Genomic DNA, 19,912 nt, shown 5'->3' on the forward strand with positions numbered 1-19,912 from the left:
TATATATCATTACTGATGGAAGTCGAGTCCGTGCGTGGTGGCTTGCACGTAACCCCGGCGGATAGTGAAATCTCCAAACCGCTCCAAAGGCTGGCGGTTCGCGGCGTAGTCGGCAAAAATGGGTGCTAGTTCCTGCACAATACCGTCTTCATCCAGCATTTCTTTGTAGAGCTTGTTGAGCCGGTCACCGTTGAAGGCGGCCCCCAAATACAAGTTATAACGACCTACGGAACGGCCCACTAGCCCAATTTCACCTAAGTAAGGACGGGCGCAGCCATTGGGACAACCTGTAACTCGCAGCAAGATATCATCTTGGGTTAAATTATAGGTTTTCATACTTTCCTCCAATCGGGTAAGTAATTGGGGAAGATAGCGCTCGGCCTCCGCAAATGCTAACGAGCAGGTGTTCAACGCTACGCACGCCAACGCCCCGCGCCGTAGCCCCGACAGGTCGTTGCCGGCTACCACCACGCCGTGCTCCGCGAGCAACGCCTGAACGCTGAGGCGGTGGGCGGGCGCGACGTTGGCCAGAATCAGGTTTTGGTTGCCGGTGAGGCGGAAGTCGCCGGTATGGAAGCCGGCAATTTCGCGCAGCGCAGTTTTCAGGGTGTGGCCGGGTCGGTCGGCCACGCGGCCGCCTTCCACAAATAGCGTGAGGTGCTGCCCGCCATCGGGGCCGGTCGTCCACCCGAAGGCGTCGCCGGAGCTTTTGAACTCGTAGGCGCGGGCGGGTGCCAACTCATAGCCCAGCCGCTGGTTCAGTTCTTCCTGAAACACGTCGAGCCCCACCCGGTCAAGGGTGTACTTCAACCGCGAAAACTTGCGGTTTTCGCGGTTGCCCCAGTCGCGCTGAATGGTTACCACTTTCTCGCAGAGGTCCACTACTTGGTCGGCGGGCACAAACCCGATGACGTCGGCCAGGCGCGGGTAGGTATCGAGCATACCGAAGGTCATGCCCATGCCGCCCCCAATGGCCACGTTGAAGCCGAGCAACTTTCCTTTTTCCTCGATGGCAATCAGGCCGAGGTCGTTGGCGAAGATGTCGGTGTCGTTGTGCGGCGGGACGGCCAGCGCAATTTTGAACTTGCGCGGCAGGTAGGTTTTGCCATAAATCGGCTCGGCATCTTCCTCACCCTCGTTGGGCGCGCTGATGTGCTGCTGTTCCCCGTCCAGCCACAACTCCCAGTACGCCGACGAGCGCGGCGTGAGGTGGGCACTGATGCGGCGCGACAATTCATACACCTGCCCATGCACCTCGGATTGATGGGGATTAGGGTTGCACATCACGTTGCGGTTCACGTCGCCGCAACCCGCAATGCTGTCCATAAACACCTGGTTGAAGCCAAGAATGGTCTTTTTGAGGTTGCGCTTGAGCACTCCGTGGAGTTGAAACGTCTGGCGAGTGGTAAGCTTGAGCGTATTGTTGGCGTACTGCTTGGACAACGCATCCATGCGCAGCCACTGCTCCGGCGTGGCAATGCCGCCCGGCACCCGCACCCGAATCATGAGCGAGTAGAGGGGCTCCAACTTCTGCCGTTTCCGCTCGCTGTCCAGGTCCCGGTCGGTTTGCTGGTAGGAGCCGTGGAACTTGATGAGGTGAGTATCGTCGGGGTTGAGGGCGCCCGTTATCGGGTTGACGAGGCTATCGGCTAGGGTGCCGCGCAGGTAGTTGCTGGCGTCCTTGACGTGTTCGACTTCGGAAAGCTTTATGATGGTATCGGCCATGATCTTATTGCGGCGTGGGAGTTGGAACGGGCGGCGGAGTAGGCCGCAAGTCGAAATTATGAAAGTAAAACACCCGGATAGTGTGTTGGTTCCGGTAGGTGCTGCCCGCCGGAAGCTGTTGAAACAGATGCATATAGCCGGCGTGCAGTTGCCCGTGTTTGTTGGCCTGATACACCAAGCCCGCAAACAGCCGGTTTTGGTCGAAGTAGTTGTAGCGAATCTCCTGGCCGAAATTCATCATCACCTCGTTGTTGAGCAGAAACTGTAGCCCACCCGGCTCGAAACCGCGTTTGGTGAGTGGTAGGAAAAGCGCGGCGTTGTAGCGGGTGCGGTAGTTGAAATCGTAGTCGGAAGTTTGCTCGTTGCTGCGGATGGTGGTACGAAACCGCTCTTCCAGCCGCACCCACTGCATCAGGCGGGCCTTGGGGAAGCGCGTAAACCACTGCACCTGCTGCCAGGGCCGATGCTCGGGCTGGCCCACCGTGCGCGCCCCATCCGGGAAGTGGTGTACATAGGCATAGCCACCCGTCAGCCGCACGTCATCGGTCAGGTAATACGTGAGCCCCACCCGCGCCACACCCTGAAACAGATCCTGCACATACCGGTCGTGCAGGCGCAGGTGCAAGTCCGTCCAAGTGCCCCAGCGCGGCGTGAAGCGAGTTTGGTTGAAAAATCCCAGCCACGTCTGCTGCTCGCGCACATACTGTTTCTGTGCCCGCGTTGGCAGGGCCACCAGAAGCAATAGAGCAAGCAAGGGGAAAAAGCGGTTCACGACTGGAAGGCGGCGGTTAGCGGATTATCGTGTTGTCGAAAGTCAGGGCCACGTAGTACAACCCACCGATGGTGGGGCCGGCGGCGTACTGGATGTAGCGGTTGTTGAGCAGGTTGGTGCCGCCTAGCTTGATGGTGGATTTCAGGGCGGGAATGCGCACGTTCACTTGGGCATCCACGTTCTGATAGGCCGGAATCTGGCCGTTGGCGAGCTGGCTTTCCCACAGGAACGAGTCCTGGTAGCGCCACACCACGTTGAAGCCCACATTGCGCACAATCTCGCGGTTGCCGAAGCTCAGGTTGGTGGTCCACTTGGGTGTGTTGAAGCCGGTGATGAACACGTCCTGCGTGCTGTTGGTGGCAATGTTGTTGTAGTTGGCGTTGCCGGCCACGGTGAATTTCTGGTAGAAATTGTAAGTCACGCCCACCGCCGAACCGTAGCTGCGGTACTGGTTGCGGGCGTTGGCGTACACCCGGTACCGGTCCTGCTGCCCGCGGACCAGCATGTCCTGCACCGACGCATCCGTACCCACCGGCCCCGACTTCGGCACGGCCACTTCCACCTGCCCCAGGAAACCAGAGTAGACATTGTAGTACGCATCCAGGTCGAGGGCCAAACGGTTGTCGAAAAGCACGCTCTTGTAGCCCACTTCAAACGCGTTGATGCGCTCCGGCTCCATGGTTGGCAGGTTGGCTACTTGCAGCACGTCGCGGTTGTTGAGGGCGGCACGTTGCTGCTTTTGCGCCGTGGTGCCAGTGGGGTCGGCGGCTACGTCGCGGCTTACGGCGGCCGTGAAGTTGTCGAGCGAAGTGAGGGTGTACGAGTTGTCGAGGAAGCCGAGGCCCTCGTTCACGCGGGCTAGGCCGCCCACGCGGCGCACGTTGCCGTTGTTCACGAACGACAAAGCCTCAAACAGCGCCGGGAAGCGCCAGCCGTTTTGGTAGGAAGCCCGGAAGTTATGGTTTTTGGCGGCCGTATACACGGCGGCTATCCGCGGGTTGAGCTTGGGGTTGAACTCGGGATTGTAGTCGAGGCGGAGCGAGGCGTTCAGCTTCAGGCGGTCTTGCAGTAGCAGCTTGGTGGCTTGCGCAAAGCCACCGAACTTCTTGTAGTACACGTTGTTGCCGCCGGGTGTGGTGCGGTCAGCCAGCGGCTTCGAGAAGTCCACGAAGTTGTTGCCGTCGGGTATCACCTCGTACACGCGGGCATCAGCCCCAAGTACCACATCGGCAAACTTGATGCGCCGGCCTACGTTCCACTGCGCCTCGTTGTGGTAGGTGCGGCTACGCTGCCAAAGAGCAGCGCCGCCGGTGGCCGGTGCGCCGGGCACGTTCACGCCACTATCCCAATTGTTGATGCCCGTGATGGTGTTCTTGAGTTGGTTGAACGCCTCGGTGCCGGGCTCGGCGCGGCCGGCATCCGCCACGGCGCGGGCTTGCTGCATGGCGGTGGCCAGGTCGGTGCCATTGTTTACTTGGCTCTGCAACTCGGTCCGGAACTTGTTGCCCCACACCGTGTTCGAGCCGTTGTTCAGGTCGAGGTTGAGGGCCAGCGGGTTCAGGTTGTAGGAGTCGCCGGTGTTTTCCACCAGCACGTAGCTGCGCACATAGTAGTCGGCGCCGCGCAGTTCCAGCTTGTGGTTCTGCACGGTCACGTCCTTGAGTTGAATCTTGTTGCCGCGCTGGAAAATGCCGTCCATCAAACCGTAGCGGTAGCCGTAGGAGAGTTCCAGCTTTTCGGTGAGCTTGTAGAACAAACCACCATCAAACTTGAGGTTGCGCACCGTCGGCGAAACCAAATCCTTCTCGTAGTAGCCGGTGCGGCGCACGTTGAAAGTCTCGGTGCGGCCCCCGTACTGAATAGACACTGGCACGTTGCCACTCCGGTCGTCGCCGTAGCGGTTCCAGAGGTCAGCGGCTGGGTTGTTGGCGCCCGCAAGCTCGGGGAAGCGTGGGTTGGCCGAATTCAGATTCTGTGGGTTCTGGTCGGTTTGAGTGTCTGACAACCAGTCAGTACCGCGCAGATAGCTGAAGTTTAACTTGAAGGCAAACTTGTTGTTAAAGGCCTGCGCGTAGCGCACGGCCGTTTCGGTGAGTGCGCTCGGGTCCCGGTCTCTACCATCTACGTGGTTGACGCCCACTTTCTGGTACACGCTCAACCCTTGATAGGTGAAGGGGCTTTTGGTGGTCAGGTTGGCCATGCCATTGATGGCGTTCATGCCGTACAGCGCCGACGCCGCGCCGGGCGTGATTTCCACGCTGGCAATGTCCAGCTCCGTCGGCCCGATGGCGTTGCCGAGCGGTACGCCGAGCGTGGCGGCCTGCATATCCACGCCGTCCACGAGTTGCATGAAACGGAAGTTGTTCGGGATGTTGAAGCCGCGGGTGTTGGGCACTTTGAAGGTCAGGCTGCTGGTGGTCATTTGCACGCCCTTCACGTTTTCCAGCGCGTCGTAGAAGCTTGGCGCCGGCGTTTCCTTGATGGCCCGGATATCCAGCTTCTCAATGGCCACCGGCGACTTCAGCCGGCTTTCCTCCACCCGCGACGCCGATACCACCACCTCGTTCACGGCAATAGCCCTCGATTCGAGCTGCACCGCAATCGGCTGGCTACCGCTGGCTACTTGCAGTTCTCGCGCCTCGTACCCCACAATGTTGAATACCAGCGTAAACGGAAACCGCAGCCGCGACTTTAGCTCGAATTTGCCGTTCGCGTCGCTCTGCGTACCCACCGAGCCGCCCTTCACACTAACACTCACGCCTGGTAGCGGCTGCTGTGTGCCTTTCTCGAACACGGTGCCGCTAATGGCTATCAGCGCATCCTGTGCTCGCGCCGGAGCAGCCAGCGCCAAAGCCGGAACCAGCAATAAAGAAGCGTAGTGTGCTTTCATTTGAATTTGTATCGTGGATTGGAAGGGTTCTTTAGTTGAGGTTACTTGTTGATCCGACCGCCGGGAGGAATCTGAGGTATTTCGTTCTAAAGTTTCACTCAGATTCCCCCGGTGGTCGGATCAACAGTTCTGTTAATACACGTCCTCTAAGTAGCGGCGCGACTTTTTCAGCTGCTTCAGGTAGTCGGCAGCGTACTCAGCGTCTTGGCCGCTCTGCTGCTCGATGATGGTCAGTAGCGCCTTGCGGACGTCGGCGGCCATGCGGGTTTTGTCGCCGCAGACGTAGAAGTAAGCACCGTCTTCCAGCCACTTGAATACCTGCGGAGCCTGCTCCAAGAGGCGGTGTTGCACGTAGATTTTCTCGGCTTGGTCGCGGGAGAAGGCTAGGTCCAGGCGGTGCAGCGTGCCTTGCTTGAGGTGCTGCTGCCACTCGGTTTGGTAAAGGAAGTCAGTGGTAAATGCCGGGTTGCCGAACACCAGCCAATTGCGCCCCGTAGCCCCCGATTCGGCCCGCTCCGCCACAAACGAGCGGAACGGTGCCACGCCCGTTCCCGGCCCGACCATAATAATATCGGTAGCCGGATTTTGTGGCAGCTTGAAGTACTCGTTGCGGTCCACCCACACCCGCGTTGTGTCGCCGATGCTCAAATGGTCGGCTTGGTATACCGAGCAGGCACCGTGCTTTTGGCGGCCGTGGGCTTCGTAGCGCACGGCGCCCACTGTCAAGTGCACTTCGTTGGGATGCGCTAGCAAGCTGCTGGCAATGGAGTACGCCCGCGCGGGCAGGGGCCGCAACACCGCCGCTAGGTGCTGCGCCGACAAGTCGATAGGAAAGTGCGTAAGCAAATCCACCACGTCGCGGCCGTAGAGAAACGCCTGAAGCTGCGTAGTATCTGCCAACGCTTCGTGCAACTGCGGATACTGCGGCGCCAGGGCGGCGTAGCGTTCCAGCACGTCACGGGTTAGCACCGACAGTTCCAAGCGTTCAGTGAGTGCCGTGGTTAAATCCAGTTCCGTGCCTTTCAACTGCACTGGCGCCGTGGCATCGAGGCGGGACGCCCGGATAACATCGGCTACCAGATCGGGGCGGTTGGTGGGTTGCACCATCAACGCGTCGCCGGGCTCGTAGTACAGGCCGGAATCTTCGAGAGAAAATTCAAGGTGGTACGTCTCCTTAGTAGAGCCCCGACCATTAAGCTGAATCTTCTCCAACAAGGGCGCATCAAGCTGCACTTCCTCGTGCAACACGGTCGGCTTGGGAGCGGGTACCAGACTGCTCGCCACCCGAAACGCGGATATATCGGCCTGGCTACCACCCGTCAGCGAGCCAGAAGCGGCGGCTTGCGCCAGGGTAGCCCCCGTGCTTGGGCTGGCTTGGGTTGTAGTGGAAGTTACTTCCTGCGTCAGCACGTCCAGCACCCGGTCCGCCCACTGCGCGGCCGACTCCTGGAATTCCACGTCGCAATCCACCCGGTCGGCGAGGCGCTGCGCCCCTAGTGCGGCCAGTCGCTCGTCGAACTCGATGCCGGTCTGGCAAAATTGCAGGTAGCTTTTATCGCCGAGGGCCAGCACCGAGTAGCGCAGGGCCGGGAGTTTGGGCGCGCGCGGTCCAAGCAAGAACTGGTGAAAATCTTCGGCGGCAATGGGTGGGTCCCCCTCGCCCTGCGTGCTGGTAATCACCAACAACTGCTGTTCCGAAGCCAAGGTGCGGGTCGGGTAGTCGTTCATGTCCCGCACCGTCGGCTCCAGTCCCCGCAGCCGGGCGGCTTCCGCAGTTTGCAGTGCCACTTTCTTGCTGTTGCCGGTTTGGGAGCCGTAAAGAATCGTGAGGCGCGACGGGGCCGCTGCCGGAGTTGGGGCGGTTTGGGTGGCGGCCGTAGTTGCCACCGCGGCCGTAGCCTGCGTACTGGCTGTGGCGCCATTCTGCGGGGCATCCACAGCGCGGCCGTAGAGGTAGCCACTGAGCCACACCAGTTGCTGCTGAGACAGGCTCGCCGTCAGGTCGTTGAGCGCCTTGTCGTCAAGCCCGATGGGAAGCGAAGAAGAGGAAATGGACATAAATAACAAATGGGAAGCGGTGGGTTGATGCGGAACTGTTATTCCGACGCAGGAGGAATCTGAGTGCTTTGATAAAGGAGGATAACTCAGATTCCTCCTGCGTCGGAATGACAGGCTGTTAGGCTACCTCGGCGTACGCCGCGGCAAAAGCCGGAAATGACAGGCCGGGTAGTAACTCGGCTGCCTCGGAAGAAGCGGTAGCCAGTCGAGTTACTTCACCGATGATGATGATGGCCGGAGCGCCAATGCCCGCGGCCGCGGCACGAGCCGGCAGTTCGGCCACGGTACCCGTTACCAGTCGGGCAGTCGGCAAAGTGCCGTTTTGGATGATGGCCGCCGGGGTATCGGCCTGTCCTTGCTGACAGAAAAGCGCTGTGATACGCTCCAACTCACCTAAGCCCATCAAAATGACGGTGGTCGTGCGCGTACCGGCGGCCTCGCGCACACTGCCCGACAATTCGCCGGTGGCGGTGGTGGCCGTAATCACCCGGAATCCTTCGCTGGCCCCCCGGTGCGTAACCGGAATGCCCACGCTGCCCGCCGCTGCAACGGCGCTGCTAATGCCGGGTACATAGTCGGTAAGCAAGCCGTGCTGCTCGGCGTACAGCATTTCCTCGCGCCCTCGCCCAAACACAAACGGGTCACCACCCTTCAGGCGCACTACGTGGCCGCACTGGCGCGCATACTCCACAATCAGCGCGTTGATTTCATCCTGACTGTGGCTGCGCATGCCGCGGCGCTTGCCCACAAAAACCGTTACGGCATCGGGGCGGGCGTGGGCAAGCAAGTCGTTGTTAGCCAGCGCATCATAAAGAATCACGTCGGCTTCGCCTAGCACCCGCGCCCCTTTCAGGGTGAGTAGCTCCGGGTCGCCGGGGCCGGCGCCAAGTACGGTGAGGCGAGGGATTTTAGTGAGTGACATGAAGGATAGTTAAGCAGCAAAAAAGAACGTCATACTGAGCGAAGGGGGAGCCATAGTCGAAGCATCTCGCTAGTGTGGCAACCTCATTAGCACCACAACATCAGCACGCGAGATGCTCTGCCTTCGCTCAGCATGACGTTCTTTTTGCAAAAAGTTAGATAGAAAAGGCCACCGGCGGCGCCAAGGGAGCCGTGAAGTAGTCGGCGTTGGCGGCGCCAATCAGGCCGGCGGCCACTGTGTCGCCGCTCTGCTCATCAACCAGAATGAAGGCGCCGGTCACGCGGTTTTCGTGATAGTTGTCGACGGCCAGCGGGACGGCCGTTTTGATGCGCACCCGCACGATGTCGTTGAGTTGGGCAGAGTCGGCGGCGCCGCGGGCGAAGGTTTGCACGTTCACTTTGTGCAAAATGGTAGGCACGGCCGCTTTCACCACCGCCGAATGATGCTGCAACAGTAGCTTGCGACCCGGCCAGAGCGGCTGCTCGCTCATCCAGCAAACCGTAGCTTCAATTTCGCGCGTGAGGTTGGGCACGTGCTCCACCGGAATAATGGCGTCGCCCCGGCTGATGTCCACATCATCGGTGAGGCGGAGCACCACGGCTTGCGGCGCCACAGCAACTTCCACTTCCTGCTGATTTACTTCAATGGCCTCAATCACCGATTCCAGGCCCGAGGGCAGCACTTTCACCCGGTCGCCGCGGCGGTACTGACCGCTCTGAATCTGACCGGCGTAACCCCGGTAGTCGGGCAGATCGGCAGTTTGCGGTCGGATGACATACTGCACCTGGAAGCGGGGCTCAGCATTAGCTGCTTCCACGGCGGCTGGCACGCTTTCGAGGTGTTGCAACAGGCTCGGGCCCGTGTACCACGCAATACGGTTGGAGTGTTTCACCACGTTGTCGCCGTGCAGGGCACTGAGCGGAATGGCGGTTGCGGCGGGTAGCTGGAAGTGGTCGGTGAGGGCGGCGTAGTCGGCGGCAATCTGGTTGAAGATGGTTTCATCGAAGCCCACCAAATCCAGCTTGTTGACCGCCAACACGAAGTTGCGGATGCCCAGCAGCGCGGCCACCAGCGTGTGGCGGCGCGTTTGCTCGACCACGCCCTGCCGCGCATCGACCAGCACAATGGCCAGATCAGCGTTGCTGGCGCCCGTTACCATGTTGCGGGTGTATTGCACGTGGCCCGGGGCATCGGTGATGATGAACTTGCGGCGCGGCGTGGTGAAATATTTGTAGGCAACGTCAATCGTGATGCCCTGTTCTCGCTCGGCCCGCAAGCCGTCGGTGAGTAAGGCCAGATCCACGGTGCCGTGCACGGTAGGGCGATTTTCCAGCGCCGCCAGTACGTCCAGCGATACCGAGTCAGAATCGTAGAGCAGGCGCCCAATCAGCGTGCTTTTGCCGTCGTCGACGCTGCCGCAGGTTATAAATCGGAGAAGGTCCATGAGCTTGATGTGCTGATTGTTGATGTGATAATGTGTTGATGTACGACGAGTTGATGTGCTATTTTGCCGACGGTTTGGCCTTGCTGTTCATTAGCACATCAGCACATCAACTCATCAGAAATAGCCGTTGCGTTTTCGGTCTTCCATACCGGCTTCCGAAATGTTGTCGTCGAGGCGGGTGGCGCCCCGCTCGCTTACTTTGGCCAGCAGCAAGTCCTGGATGATGTCTTCCACGGTGCTGGCGTCACTTTCCACGGCGGCCGTGCAGGTGGAGTCGCCTACGGTGCGGAAGCGCACCTGCCGGGTCACGATTTCGTCTTCCTCGTCAAGCTGCAAGTGCTCCGATAAGCCCAATAGCTGGCCGCTCGGCAACACCACGCAGGTCCGCTCGTGGCCGAAGTAGATGTCGGGGAGCTGAATGTTTTCGCGCTGGATGTAGCGCCACACGTCCAGCTCGGTCCAGTTGGAAATCGGGAAAACGCGCACGTTTTCGCCTTTCTGAATGCGGCCGTTGTACACGTTCCAGAGTTCCGGGCGCTGACGCTTGGGGTCCCACTGCCCGAACTCGTCGCGCACCGAGAAGATGCGCTCTTTGGCGCGCGCCTTTTCTTCGTCGCGGCGCGCCCCACCGATACAAGCGTCGAACTCGAACTCCTCGATTACCTCCAGCAGCGTGTAGGTTTGGAGCGGGTTGCGGCTCGGGAACTTGCCGCCCGGCTCGCGCAGGCGCTGCCGCTTGATGGTGTCTTCCACGCTACGCACAATCAGCTTTTCGCCCAGCTCGGCGGCCAACTGGTCGCGGTAAGCCAGCACTTCCGGGAAGTTGTGGCCCGTATCGACGTGCACCAGTGGGAAAGGAAAACGGCCCGGCCGGAAGGCTTTTTCGGCCAGCCTGGTGAGCACAATAGAATCTTTGCCGCCCGAAAAGAGCAGCGCAGGCCGCTCAAATTGGCCGGCTACTTCCCGCAGGATATGGATGGCTTCGGCTTCCAGCCGGTCGAGGTAATCGAAGGAGTGCGCACTCATGGTTTCTAGGATATGCTGTTGCTGGGGCAGCGCCGGGAGTTCAAGTTGCATGGCTTCTGATGGTAATGGCGCCGCGTATATTGGCTTGAAGCAGTTGCTTCAGATGTGAGAATAAGGACGAGGTTATTGAGTTTCTTCAACTGGCTCCACTACCGGGTCGGGGCCGTCGTGGTGCGTAGCGGCGGTGGAGTGCAGGCCGCATTCCTTGGCCGAAAGGTCTTCCCACCACCAGCGGCCGGCCCGGAAGTCCTCGCCGGGCTTGATGGCGCGGGTGCACGGCGCGCACCCGATGCTCACGAAGCCTTGCTTGTGCAGCGGGTTTACCGGAATGCCGTTCACTTGGGCGAAATCCACGGCTTGCTCCCACGTCCAGTCGAAGAGCGGGTGAATCTTGGTGAGGTTGTGCGCCGCGTCCCACTCCACCGGGTCCATAGTTTGCCGGTTCTGCGACTGTTCGGCGCGGATGCCGGTCACCCACGCCGCCTGGCCGGCCAGGGCACGGTTCAGCGGTTCTACCTTGCGGATGTAGCAGCACTCCTTGCGGTTGTCGACGCTCTCATAAAAGCTGTTGGGTCCCTTGGTGCGCATCAATTCTTCCACGCTTTCCTGGCGCGGAAAAAATACCTCAATGGGTTGTCCGTACTTGAGCAAGGTCTTGTTCCAGGTGGAATAGGTTTCCTGAAAGTTGCGGCCCGTATCCAAGGTGAAAACTTTGATAGGTAGCTCGTTATCGAAAATTAGATGGCTGATAATTTGGTCTTCCAAGCCAAAAGAAGTCGAGAAAATGGCCTTCTCGGGGAAGTGAGTGGCTACAAGGCGTAGCCGTTCCAGGGCAGAAGCGGATGTGAGCTGAAGGCGCAGATCGTCCAGCACGGGAACGACCAACGCGGCAGAGGCTGCGGGCATGACAAGAAAAATGAGGAGGGTTTGCCGCGTTGGCAAAGGTCCGGTCGGAGAATAGCCTCGGTGGGTAGCAACGCGAAGGCGCGGCAAAGACCAGTCGGAGGCAGAAAGCGGAACGGGCGAAAACGGAGCAGAACTAGGTGTGCAGACGCACTAGCTCACCGAAATCAGCGCACGAACCAAGAAAAAGGAGGGTGGCGCTACTTCTAACAACAGCAACCAAAAGCCACGGTCATACAGACGGGGCTTGCCATGCCACAACATCCATGCTGTAGAGCATAGAAGGCGGCAGAAGAGGTGGCGGCGTTGATAGAGCGTTTCACGGCAACTTGTTTTTATATGGTCAGGACTTGGCACCGTTCCAGATGATCTGGGGGTTGCCGGCGTTTCGTCGAGCCTGTCTCTCCACGCCTCTGTATAAAAACAATCCTTTTGGGGGTAAAGAATTGATACTACAAATGTACTAGCCGAAATTTTATACTTCCAAATTTATTTACTGCGAATACAATGAACAACCGCTGCCGCTGCCTTATTTCAACAAGTATGCTTCAGAACTAATTGGCAAAAACTAAGTTTTGAATCGAGCAGAAGGAGCTTTAAAACGTCGTAATCATCATAATTAAGCTGAAGTTCTTGTTTTTGGCTGCGCTTTATAGCAGTGGCTGAAGTAGGGAATAGCAAGCCAATAATTATATGACAATTTAACGGCAAGAGTCGGCGGAATGTGTATTACTCAAGCATTTTACTGCTTAACAATAGCTGTAGTGGGATCTAAGCTGGTCCGCGGCGAAGTAATTTTTGCAGTATCTCCCGAACCTGGGGTTCGGCATTAGTGACCAGCAGCAGCCCGCCGTACAGCACCGTAAGCACACTCGACCGCAGCAGCATCGTGACCAACAAGGAGTGCACGAAAGGTACCAGCCACGCCGCCAGGCCCGCGGCGGCGGCCAGCAGCAGAATAAGTGGCACGCGCCGATCAAAAGGCTGCAACCCGAAGCTGTGCCACACAAACCAGGTGCGGGCCAGGTTGATAGACAGCAGGGCCACCGAAGCGGCTACCGCGGCGCCAGTCAGGCCCATTCGCGGAATCAAAAGTAGATTCATGACTACCGTAGCCAATGCCAGCGAAGCATTGAAAATCAGGTCGTAGCGGTAGCGCGGCGACGTGACGACGATGAGGCCATTGAGGCCCGTAATACCATCGAAGAGGCGCCCGGCCAGCAAAATCAACACGGCCGAAGTACCGGCGGCGTAGGCTGGTTTCATTTGGGTGAAGATGAAATCCAGATTCAGGGCGATGCCGAGCGCCAGATAGCAGCCGAGCATGGTGTTTAGGCGGGTAGTGCGCTGGTAGAAGTCGGCCATGCGCGGCAAGTCGTTGTTTTTCCAGTACTCGGCCAACAGTGGAAACGCAATCTTGTAGAGTGCCCGAAACGGCAGCACCAGCGCCGTGCTGATGAAAAACGCGGTGGCGTAAATACCCGCACCTTCCAAATCAACTTTGGCGCCCACCATAATCGAGTCGATGCTGGAAATAACTACGCCCGATACGTTGCCAAGCAACGCGAAGGCGCCGAAGCCGAGCATTTCGCGCAGTGGCCGCACCCGCAGCGCCGCCGTGGTAGGTCGTAAATGCAGCTCGCCAATAAAAGCTGTGTACACCGTGAGCAGCAGCGCAATGCAACTGATGGCCCCCACGTACCACAGCACGTAGCCGTGAAAATCGAGGTAGCCGCCCGCAAAGAGCAGCGCCCCGGCCGTGACGAGCAGCCGCAGCACGATTTCCTGGGTGAAAGACGAAAAGGCAGTGTGGTACAGGGCCTTCAGGTAGGCGTCTTGCAGGTTGATCAGCAAGACAAACAGCGTCAAAACCAGTCCCCAGCTATAATAGCGGCCCAACAGCGCGGCATCCTTACTGTACCAGTACAAGACCAACGGCCGGCCTACTACATACAGCACAGCTATGAGCAAGAAGCCGAGCAGGGGCACTCCCAGCAGAAACGGTAAAAAGCCGTGGTGCCCAGTTTCCGGCTTGCGGAAATAAGGGAAAAACCGCACTCCCATGTTGCCGAACCCAAACGCCGATACCTGCGCAAACAGGGTGGCAATGGCCATCAGCACACTGGTCAAACCTATTTGTTGCGGCTCCAGCACCTTTGGCAGCACCAGCACCGTGTTCACGAAGCCTAGCCCCAACCCAGCGTAAGAAATAATGGTATTGCGCAGCCCCTGCCGCTGAACGATGCCCAAAGAGGTGAGAGTGAAATGGTGAATGAGTGAAGTAGCTTCTGGCGCGAATGGCGCGAAGTAGGTAAACGTCTGCAAACGTAGACTACTTCGCTCATTCACTCATTCATTCATTTTCTCGCAGATGTCGCGGCCGTTAACGAAGGCGGAATTGTGGCTGCGAAGGTACTGCATCAATTCGGCGAACTGGCGCGGACCCGTGGTTTGGTTGGCGGGGTCGAAATGGTCGTTGTGCCAAAGCAGCGTGCAGACTCCCCCGAATCGCTCAATTTCCCGGAACATTGGCAGTAGGGCCGGCAAGATTTCGTCTGGAGCTAGCTGCAAATAGTTGGGGTGATGCAGCGTGACGTCCATCACGGTGAGCGGGATTTCGAGAAAGTTGCAGTAGCCGCCCGCTGCGAAGTCATAAGGGAAAAACGGCTGGCAATAAGAATTGCGGAAGCCAAAATGCTCGGCGAAACCTAATGTGGAATCGTAAAGAAAATTGGTCTGATTGAGAATGGTAGGCGTAAGGCGTGGTTCCCACTGCAAGTAATGAAACCGATTGCCAGCAATAAGCTTCGGGAGCTGTTGCTTTTCCTGTTGCAGCCGTACCGCATCGGTGGAAGTGCCAATACTGCCATGTACAGCCAATTCAGCGCCTCGTTCGGCTAAGCCTTTGAGGCGCTTCTGCGTAGCGGCAACGGCTAATTTATAGTCGGCATTAGGAGTGCCATTGGCGGCCTTACGGTGTTCAGCCAGAAAGAAAAACGTGCTTTTCGCGTTGAAACGATTCACAATCTGCTGCACCGATTCTAAATTGTTCCAGGCGTCAGGTTGGGTGAGGTGTTGCCAAAGCCGCCGACCGAAGCGCAACCAGTTACGGCGGTATAAAGCGTCTTTGGCGGGCGCTTTCCAAGCACTATGTAACTCGTCGACATCGTGGGTAACGAACGTGGCGAACGGCGCATTGTCAGTCCATCGGCGTGGTAGTAGTGGCTTACCGGTCACGTGCTCGATGGCCGTTTTCAGAATATCGAAGTAGTAATTCACGACGGGCACCGTCACGAAACCGTAGCGGTATTGCACGCTGGCGGCGTATGGAAAGCGCCCGTGCCGGTCTCGCTCGGCAGAGAAATATTCCTGCCAGCCGCTGAGCAGGTAAAAGGCCGCCGAGATAATGTCAGTGTGGATATAAGCACGGTTATCGGGCAAGAACTCCACTAGCGGTTTATCAGAGGGCGGCCCAAAGAAAAACGGCAAGTGCTGATTCTGCCATTCCTGCCAGACTGGCTCAGAAGGATAGGGCTCTTCCGCATCAAAAAAACCGGCCGCATGGTCTGCTATCTGTAACGAATCGTCAGGGTAGCGGCCTCCTACGCTAATATTGGTATACGTAGTAGATTGATAGGCCGCCCAAAAATGGCGCATAACGTAGCCAACCCGTACATCACGCGCTATGAACTGATGATGACTTTCAGAAACAGACCGAGCGTTGGTGTTGCCGATATTCATGCGCTAACGGAAATCTGGAAAGCACTTCTGCTATTGAAACCTCGGGCACAAGCTAAAGCTTATGTTACAGTTTTCAGCCACTCATTCAGTAAGCGCACGGCTCGCTCACGGCTGCGGCCTTCATCCGGAGTGCCTAGCGTGGCATTGTAATACGCAGCGCGCCGGTAGATGTCAAGCGGCTTGTGCTGCTGGTACTTGGCAAGCAAAGCAGATAGTTCAGGCAAGGTGTTGGCCCGTTCAACTAGGTTGTGCGCTACGTAGCCGTAATAATCGTCGGTGGTGGCGTGGGTGTTGAACCGGTAGTAAAGACCCACGACGTTCAGTAGGGTGGCTTCGAGGTGGGTGCTGGTATCGGCGGCAATGAGGGCATCCTGCTTGATTAGAAACTCAAACACGCTTTCCTGCTTGGCGTTAGAGAATTGCAACTGTGGATATTGGCGCTGTATGAAACTAAAGTCGCGGGTGTCGCTGGGGTGGGCGCGAAAGGTGAACGTAAGGTCTGGAAACTTCGGCAGTAAATAGTGTAGCGTAGCGGTTAGAGCCTCCGTTTCATCGAGTACGTTGCAGGCCAGCCCGACCCGTTGCGCGGCGGGGTTTTGGTTTTTCATGCTCAAGAACTCGTCGGCTTTGGGCATGCCTACTAGCGCAATCTGGCCTTGTATAGGACCGCACTGGCGGTATTTGTCGAGTGCATCTTGGCCTTCGAGTAGACTTAAATTGAAACCCAGCGGAGGAAAGCTGGCGCTGACGCTGGCGTGCTGAATGTAGGCAGTGGGTATGCCTTCGGTACGGCAGGCTAAAAGCAGCGCCCGGCTATCATCATTGTGGTCGTTGGCGAAAACAACGGCCCGTGGCCGGTGCTGCCGAAGCGCCCGGCGGTACACCTCGTAGTAGCCAATGGCGCTGTAAATCAAATCGAAGAACCGCCAGGCCCGTTGGCCCTCCGTGCGCATAAGGCCTGCCAGCACCAGCGGAAACTGCCAGTAATACAGCAGCTTCCGCCGGAGCGAGAGGCGGTTCACTGCGGTATTGTACCGCCCGATTTGCTTGCTTTGCCCGGCCACCAGCACTGCGTCAGGCAGGGCTTCTCGTACAAAATGCAGGGACTCGTAGTTGTTCTGACTGACTACGTATAACCACACCGCGCCCCGCAAACTTTCCGGGTTGCGGATCGGCTGAAAGACGTTTCCGACTAAGCGTAGCGCCGTATAGCCCAGTACTTTGCCCAGGCGCCGCAACGAATTAGCAGGCGAGATAGACTCTAAAGCATGCTGTGGAAAGCCAGCAAAATGATCAGTGAAGCGGACATACAAAATTTCCCGAAGCCGGTCGGTCAGGTGTCCGAGCATAACATTGTGTAAAAAGCCTAGCCTATATGACGAATCAACATGAATGCCTCGGCAAATGGCTGCCCAATAACGATGCCCCAGCGTTGAGCTAGTATCCGCAGAGCTTCAGGAGAGCGAGGATGCGGATACGGCCGCTTCTCAAATTCATACGCTTCCATACCCGCAACTTTAGCAGCAACATCCTCTTGCGTTACTGCCAGGAAAAAGTTTGGCAGAAAGGGATTTGGAAAATTAGCCGCCTGCCATTCCGTGGAAGAAGGCGTTTCGCAAGCTAAAATAGTGCGCATGGGTTCACCTGGCAGCGGACGGCAAGCGGTAATAACTGCCTCGAACGTGCGACGATGGTCGATATTCGTGTCGCCACCATGGTGCGTGAAGACAAGGTCAGGTTGAAACTCTTCTTTTTCCTGCTCTATTACTTTGACAAGATCAAGCAGATCCACCGAATCAAAACGATTGTCAGCGAAATCGTAGATGCCAGTAGAGGCATAGCCGATAGCTGTTGCCGCTCGCTCGATGTTACTGCGGTGAACAGCCAATTCCTCCGCCCAATGTTCCGGGTCTCGTACAGTTGCTCTTGAGGTAATGCCTTCTCCTAGTATAACGGCTCGTGCCGTGCATCCATGCCGGGTTACTAGCCGGTGAATTGTTGCTCCTAAGCCCAAAAGCTCATCATCAGGATGCGCGACTATCACTAAAACTTTACGGTTGCTGAAGTCCATCTAATCCAAAGAAACTGCTAGAAGCCGACGGTATTCTTCGGGTAGGACAGAGGAAAACGGCTGGCCTGTGTAGAATTTGATACCCCGGCGGCGCAAAAAGTCGCGGAAATCCTCTTCCACTTCCGTAAAGCTTCCTGCCGTCTGCATAGTGTCAAGATGGAAGACAACCTGATTGCAGCGTAGCTGCTGCGCAGTAGGATCATAAGAAAGCTGAACCTGTAGCGGCTTGTAGGCGGCTAACCGTTCATAATCAGTGATGATACGGCGGACTAGGTGTTCGTTGCGGGCAGCGTCTTGGCTGGGATATACATTCTCTTTTAAAACGCGAACTGGTATGCCGCCTGCTAAGCAGCCATCGGGAAGGTCTTTGTTGATCAATGAGTTGGTTCCGATAACGACGTTGTTGCCAATGCGCCGGTTGGGTAACACGGTTGATTTAGCTGGAAGCCATACTTTGTTACCAATGTGTACGGGGCCGAAATCAGCAGGAAAGCCTTCCAGAATAGGCAGGTAAGAGCCATGAGTCCAGATAGCAACGTCTTCTCCAATGCCCACATACTCACCGATGGATATAGCATGGTTGACGTTTAGCGTTATGCGTGCGCAGATCATGGAGTAAGACCCAACGCGCAGGTGTGCATCTTCGCTAAACTTGCCTCCGTGGCCAACTACTACATTGGAATCCCAAAACACGTACTCGCCCACATGTATAGTCCGCGCCGTTAGATTGTTCTGGTTGCCAAAAACTGTCAGGTCGCCAATGGCCAAGTGCTGCCCCACCAAGAAGGTATTGTTTGCCCCCAACGTTACATTGTTCCCAATGGTGCATTCAGCAGCGCGGATGGTGGTATTGGGGCCAATACGAAAATTGCTGCCAATGCTGAAACGCTCGGCAATGATGTAGCTTCCGTTATCGAATTTCCGAATTTCCATAGCAGCGAAGGTAATAGGAACAGAGATTTACAGGGCGTCCCAGGTGAGTGCCGTGCCGCGGCGCAATGCCCGGCGTACCGGGCGCCCTAAGAGTTCAGGGAAATGATGGGGAGCCAAGCCATGTCCAGGCCGAATCACCCGAATATTGTCTTTTGTTAGCAGCTCTCCCTCCGCTATGTCCTGCACAACATAGATGGAGCGCCGGAACCCCAACGATTTCAGCTCTGCCGTAGTAGGGCCGTAGGATACGGCGCCTAGCGCTTGTTGAGCTTGTTGACATTCCTCTACCAGGCGCTTCATTTCGTCGGGTTCCATCGAGAAAGAAGAGTCCGGTCCTCCGTCGGCGCGACGAATCGTTAGATGCTTCTCGATAACGGTAGCACCTAGAACGGTAGCAGCTACCCCCACGCCAGTGCCCATGGTGTGGTCGGAAAGGCCGACATGGCAACCAAACATAGCCCGCAGGTGCGGAATGGTGCGCAGGTTGGTGTTGTGGGGTAGGGCAGGATACGTGCTGGTACACTTAAGCAACACAATTTGCTCGTTTCCTTCATTCCGAACAATGCGCACCATGCGCTCCAGGTCCGCTAAATCGGCCATGCCGGTGGAGATGATAACGGGTTTGCCAGTGCGAGCGGCCCGGCGAATGAGGTTGGGCCAGTTGTTTTCGAACGAAGCAATTTTGTAAGCCGGACAGCCAACCGTCTCCAGGAAGTCAATAGCTTCTTCGGAAAATGGCGAACTGAATCCTACCATTCCGCGAGCTTCGGCGTGCCGGAAAATAGGGGCGTGCCACTCAAACGGGGTATGGTTGGTAGTGTATAGCTCGTAGAGCGACTGTCCTTCCCAATCATCATTTGCCCCGCGCACAACAAAATCTGGCTCGCGGCTGTCGAGCGTGAGCATGTCAGGAGTGCTCGTCTGAATTTTTAGCGCTTGGCAGCCGGCATCGGCAGCGGCATCCACAATTTCTAGCGCTCTTTCCAAGGACTGGCCATGGTTGCCCGACATTTCAGCAATAATGAAGGGCGGCTGGCTCAGGCCAATGAGGTGATTCCCAATATGGATGTCTTGCATAAAGAAAGAAAGCTAGCAGTCGGCGGGTACGTGGCAGACGAAGACGTCATACTGCGCATCATGCAACTCTACGGCTGGCTGGCGCGTGAAACCTAATCGTTCGAAAACCTTGCGCGAAGCTGGATTTGTGGCTTTAACGTGTGCGGCTAGTGTCCACGGGGCGGACCGTTCCTGCCGAAGTTGCGCAAAGGTACGCCGTAGAATTGCGGCGCCTAGCCCTCGGCCCCGAAACTCAGTTGCTACCGAATAGTCAATGGTGCCGGTCTGCTGTTCAAATTCAATCCGAACTTGCCCGACTGGTTTCCCATGTAGTTCCAATACATACAGGTAGCAAGTCGAGTCAGTGAGAC

General features: G+C 57.4%; 15 protein-coding genes and 1 riboswitch. All 15 genes read right to left on the reverse strand.

Translation table 11 applies throughout. The features are described 5' to 3' along the window. Positions 1–9 precede the first annotated feature (9 nt). Positions 10–1,725: an NADPH-dependent assimilatory sulfite reductase hemoprotein subunit gene (locus ACFE7X_RS00560; RefSeq protein WP_375433699.1), complete on the reverse strand. Its 1,716-nt coding sequence runs from the start codon at positions 1,723–1,725 to the stop codon at positions 10–12. 4 nt (positions 1,726–1,729) lie between these two features. Further along, complete coding sequence (locus tag ACFE7X_RS00565; protein ID WP_375433700.1) at positions 1,730–2,479, reverse strand: DUF2490 domain-containing protein; 750 nt, start codon at positions 2,477–2,479, stop codon at positions 1,730–1,732. 34 nt (positions 2,480–2,513) lie between these two features. Further along, a complete protein-coding gene (locus ACFE7X_RS00570; RefSeq protein ID WP_375433701.1) occupies positions 2,514–5,387 on the reverse strand; it encodes a TonB-dependent receptor in 2,874 nt (957 codons plus the stop codon). Positions 5,388–5,519: 132 nt separating this feature from the next. Further along, positions 5,520–7,445, reverse strand: a complete 1,926-nt coding sequence (locus ACFE7X_RS00575) for a sulfite reductase flavoprotein subunit alpha (RefSeq protein ID WP_375433702.1) — start codon at positions 7,443–7,445, stop codon at positions 5,520–5,522. Between the two features lie 118 nt (positions 7,446–7,563). Further along, positions 7,564–8,367: a uroporphyrinogen-III C-methyltransferase gene (gene cobA, locus ACFE7X_RS00580; protein ID WP_375433703.1), complete on the reverse strand. Its 804-nt coding sequence runs from the start codon at positions 8,365–8,367 to the stop codon at positions 7,564–7,566. 154 nt (positions 8,368–8,521) lie between these two features. Beyond that, positions 8,522–9,811, reverse strand: a complete 1,290-nt coding sequence (locus ACFE7X_RS00585) for a sulfate adenylyltransferase subunit 1 (protein WP_375433704.1) — start codon at positions 9,809–9,811, stop codon at positions 8,522–8,524. 114 nt (positions 9,812–9,925) lie between these two features. Beyond that, positions 9,926–10,837, reverse strand: coding sequence for a sulfate adenylyltransferase subunit CysD (gene cysD, locus ACFE7X_RS00590; protein WP_375433767.1), 912 nt, complete (start codon positions 10,835–10,837; stop codon positions 9,926–9,928). A 123-nt stretch (positions 10,838–10,960) separates the two neighbouring features. Continuing rightward, a complete protein-coding gene (locus tag ACFE7X_RS00595; protein WP_375433705.1) occupies positions 10,961–11,743 on the reverse strand; it encodes a phosphoadenylyl-sulfate reductase in 783 nt (260 codons plus the stop codon). A gap of 329 nt (positions 11,744–12,072) precedes the next feature. Then, a riboswitch (SAM riboswitch) is annotated at positions 12,073–12,164 on the reverse strand. A 347-nt stretch (positions 12,165–12,511) separates the two neighbouring features. Further along, positions 12,512–13,990, reverse strand: a complete 1,479-nt coding sequence (locus ACFE7X_RS00600) for a lipopolysaccharide biosynthesis protein (protein ID WP_375433706.1) — start codon at positions 13,988–13,990, stop codon at positions 12,512–12,514. A gap of 99 nt (positions 13,991–14,089) precedes the next feature. After that, entirely contained in the window at positions 14,090–15,481 is a 1,392-nt protein-coding gene (locus ACFE7X_RS00605) for a DUF7033 domain-containing protein (protein WP_375433707.1), read from the reverse strand. 59 nt (positions 15,482–15,540) lie between these two features. Further along, on the reverse strand, positions 15,541–16,830 hold the full coding sequence (locus tag ACFE7X_RS00610; RefSeq protein ID WP_375433708.1) for a hypothetical protein: 1,290 nt from the start codon (positions 16,828–16,830) through the stop codon (positions 15,541–15,543). Between the two features lie 17 nt (positions 16,831–16,847). After that, complete coding sequence (locus ACFE7X_RS00615) at positions 16,848–17,552, reverse strand: PIG-L deacetylase family protein (protein WP_375433709.1); 705 nt, start codon at positions 17,550–17,552, stop codon at positions 16,848–16,850. Beyond that, a complete protein-coding gene (locus ACFE7X_RS00620) occupies positions 17,553–18,485 on the reverse strand; it encodes an acyltransferase (protein WP_375433710.1) in 933 nt (310 codons plus the stop codon). A gap of 27 nt (positions 18,486–18,512) precedes the next feature. After that, positions 18,513–19,562, reverse strand: a complete 1,050-nt coding sequence (pseI, locus tag ACFE7X_RS00625; protein ID WP_375433711.1) for a pseudaminic acid synthase — start codon at positions 19,560–19,562, stop codon at positions 18,513–18,515. Positions 19,563–19,574: 12 nt separating this feature from the next. Continuing rightward, on the reverse strand, positions 19,575–19,912 hold a 338-nt coding region (locus tag ACFE7X_RS00630; RefSeq protein WP_375433712.1), incomplete at its 5' end, for a GNAT family N-acetyltransferase.

Source organism: uncultured Hymenobacter sp. (genome assembly GCF_964242765.1).
Taxonomy (GTDB): Bacteria; Bacteroidota; Bacteroidia; order Cytophagales; family Hymenobacteraceae; genus Hymenobacter.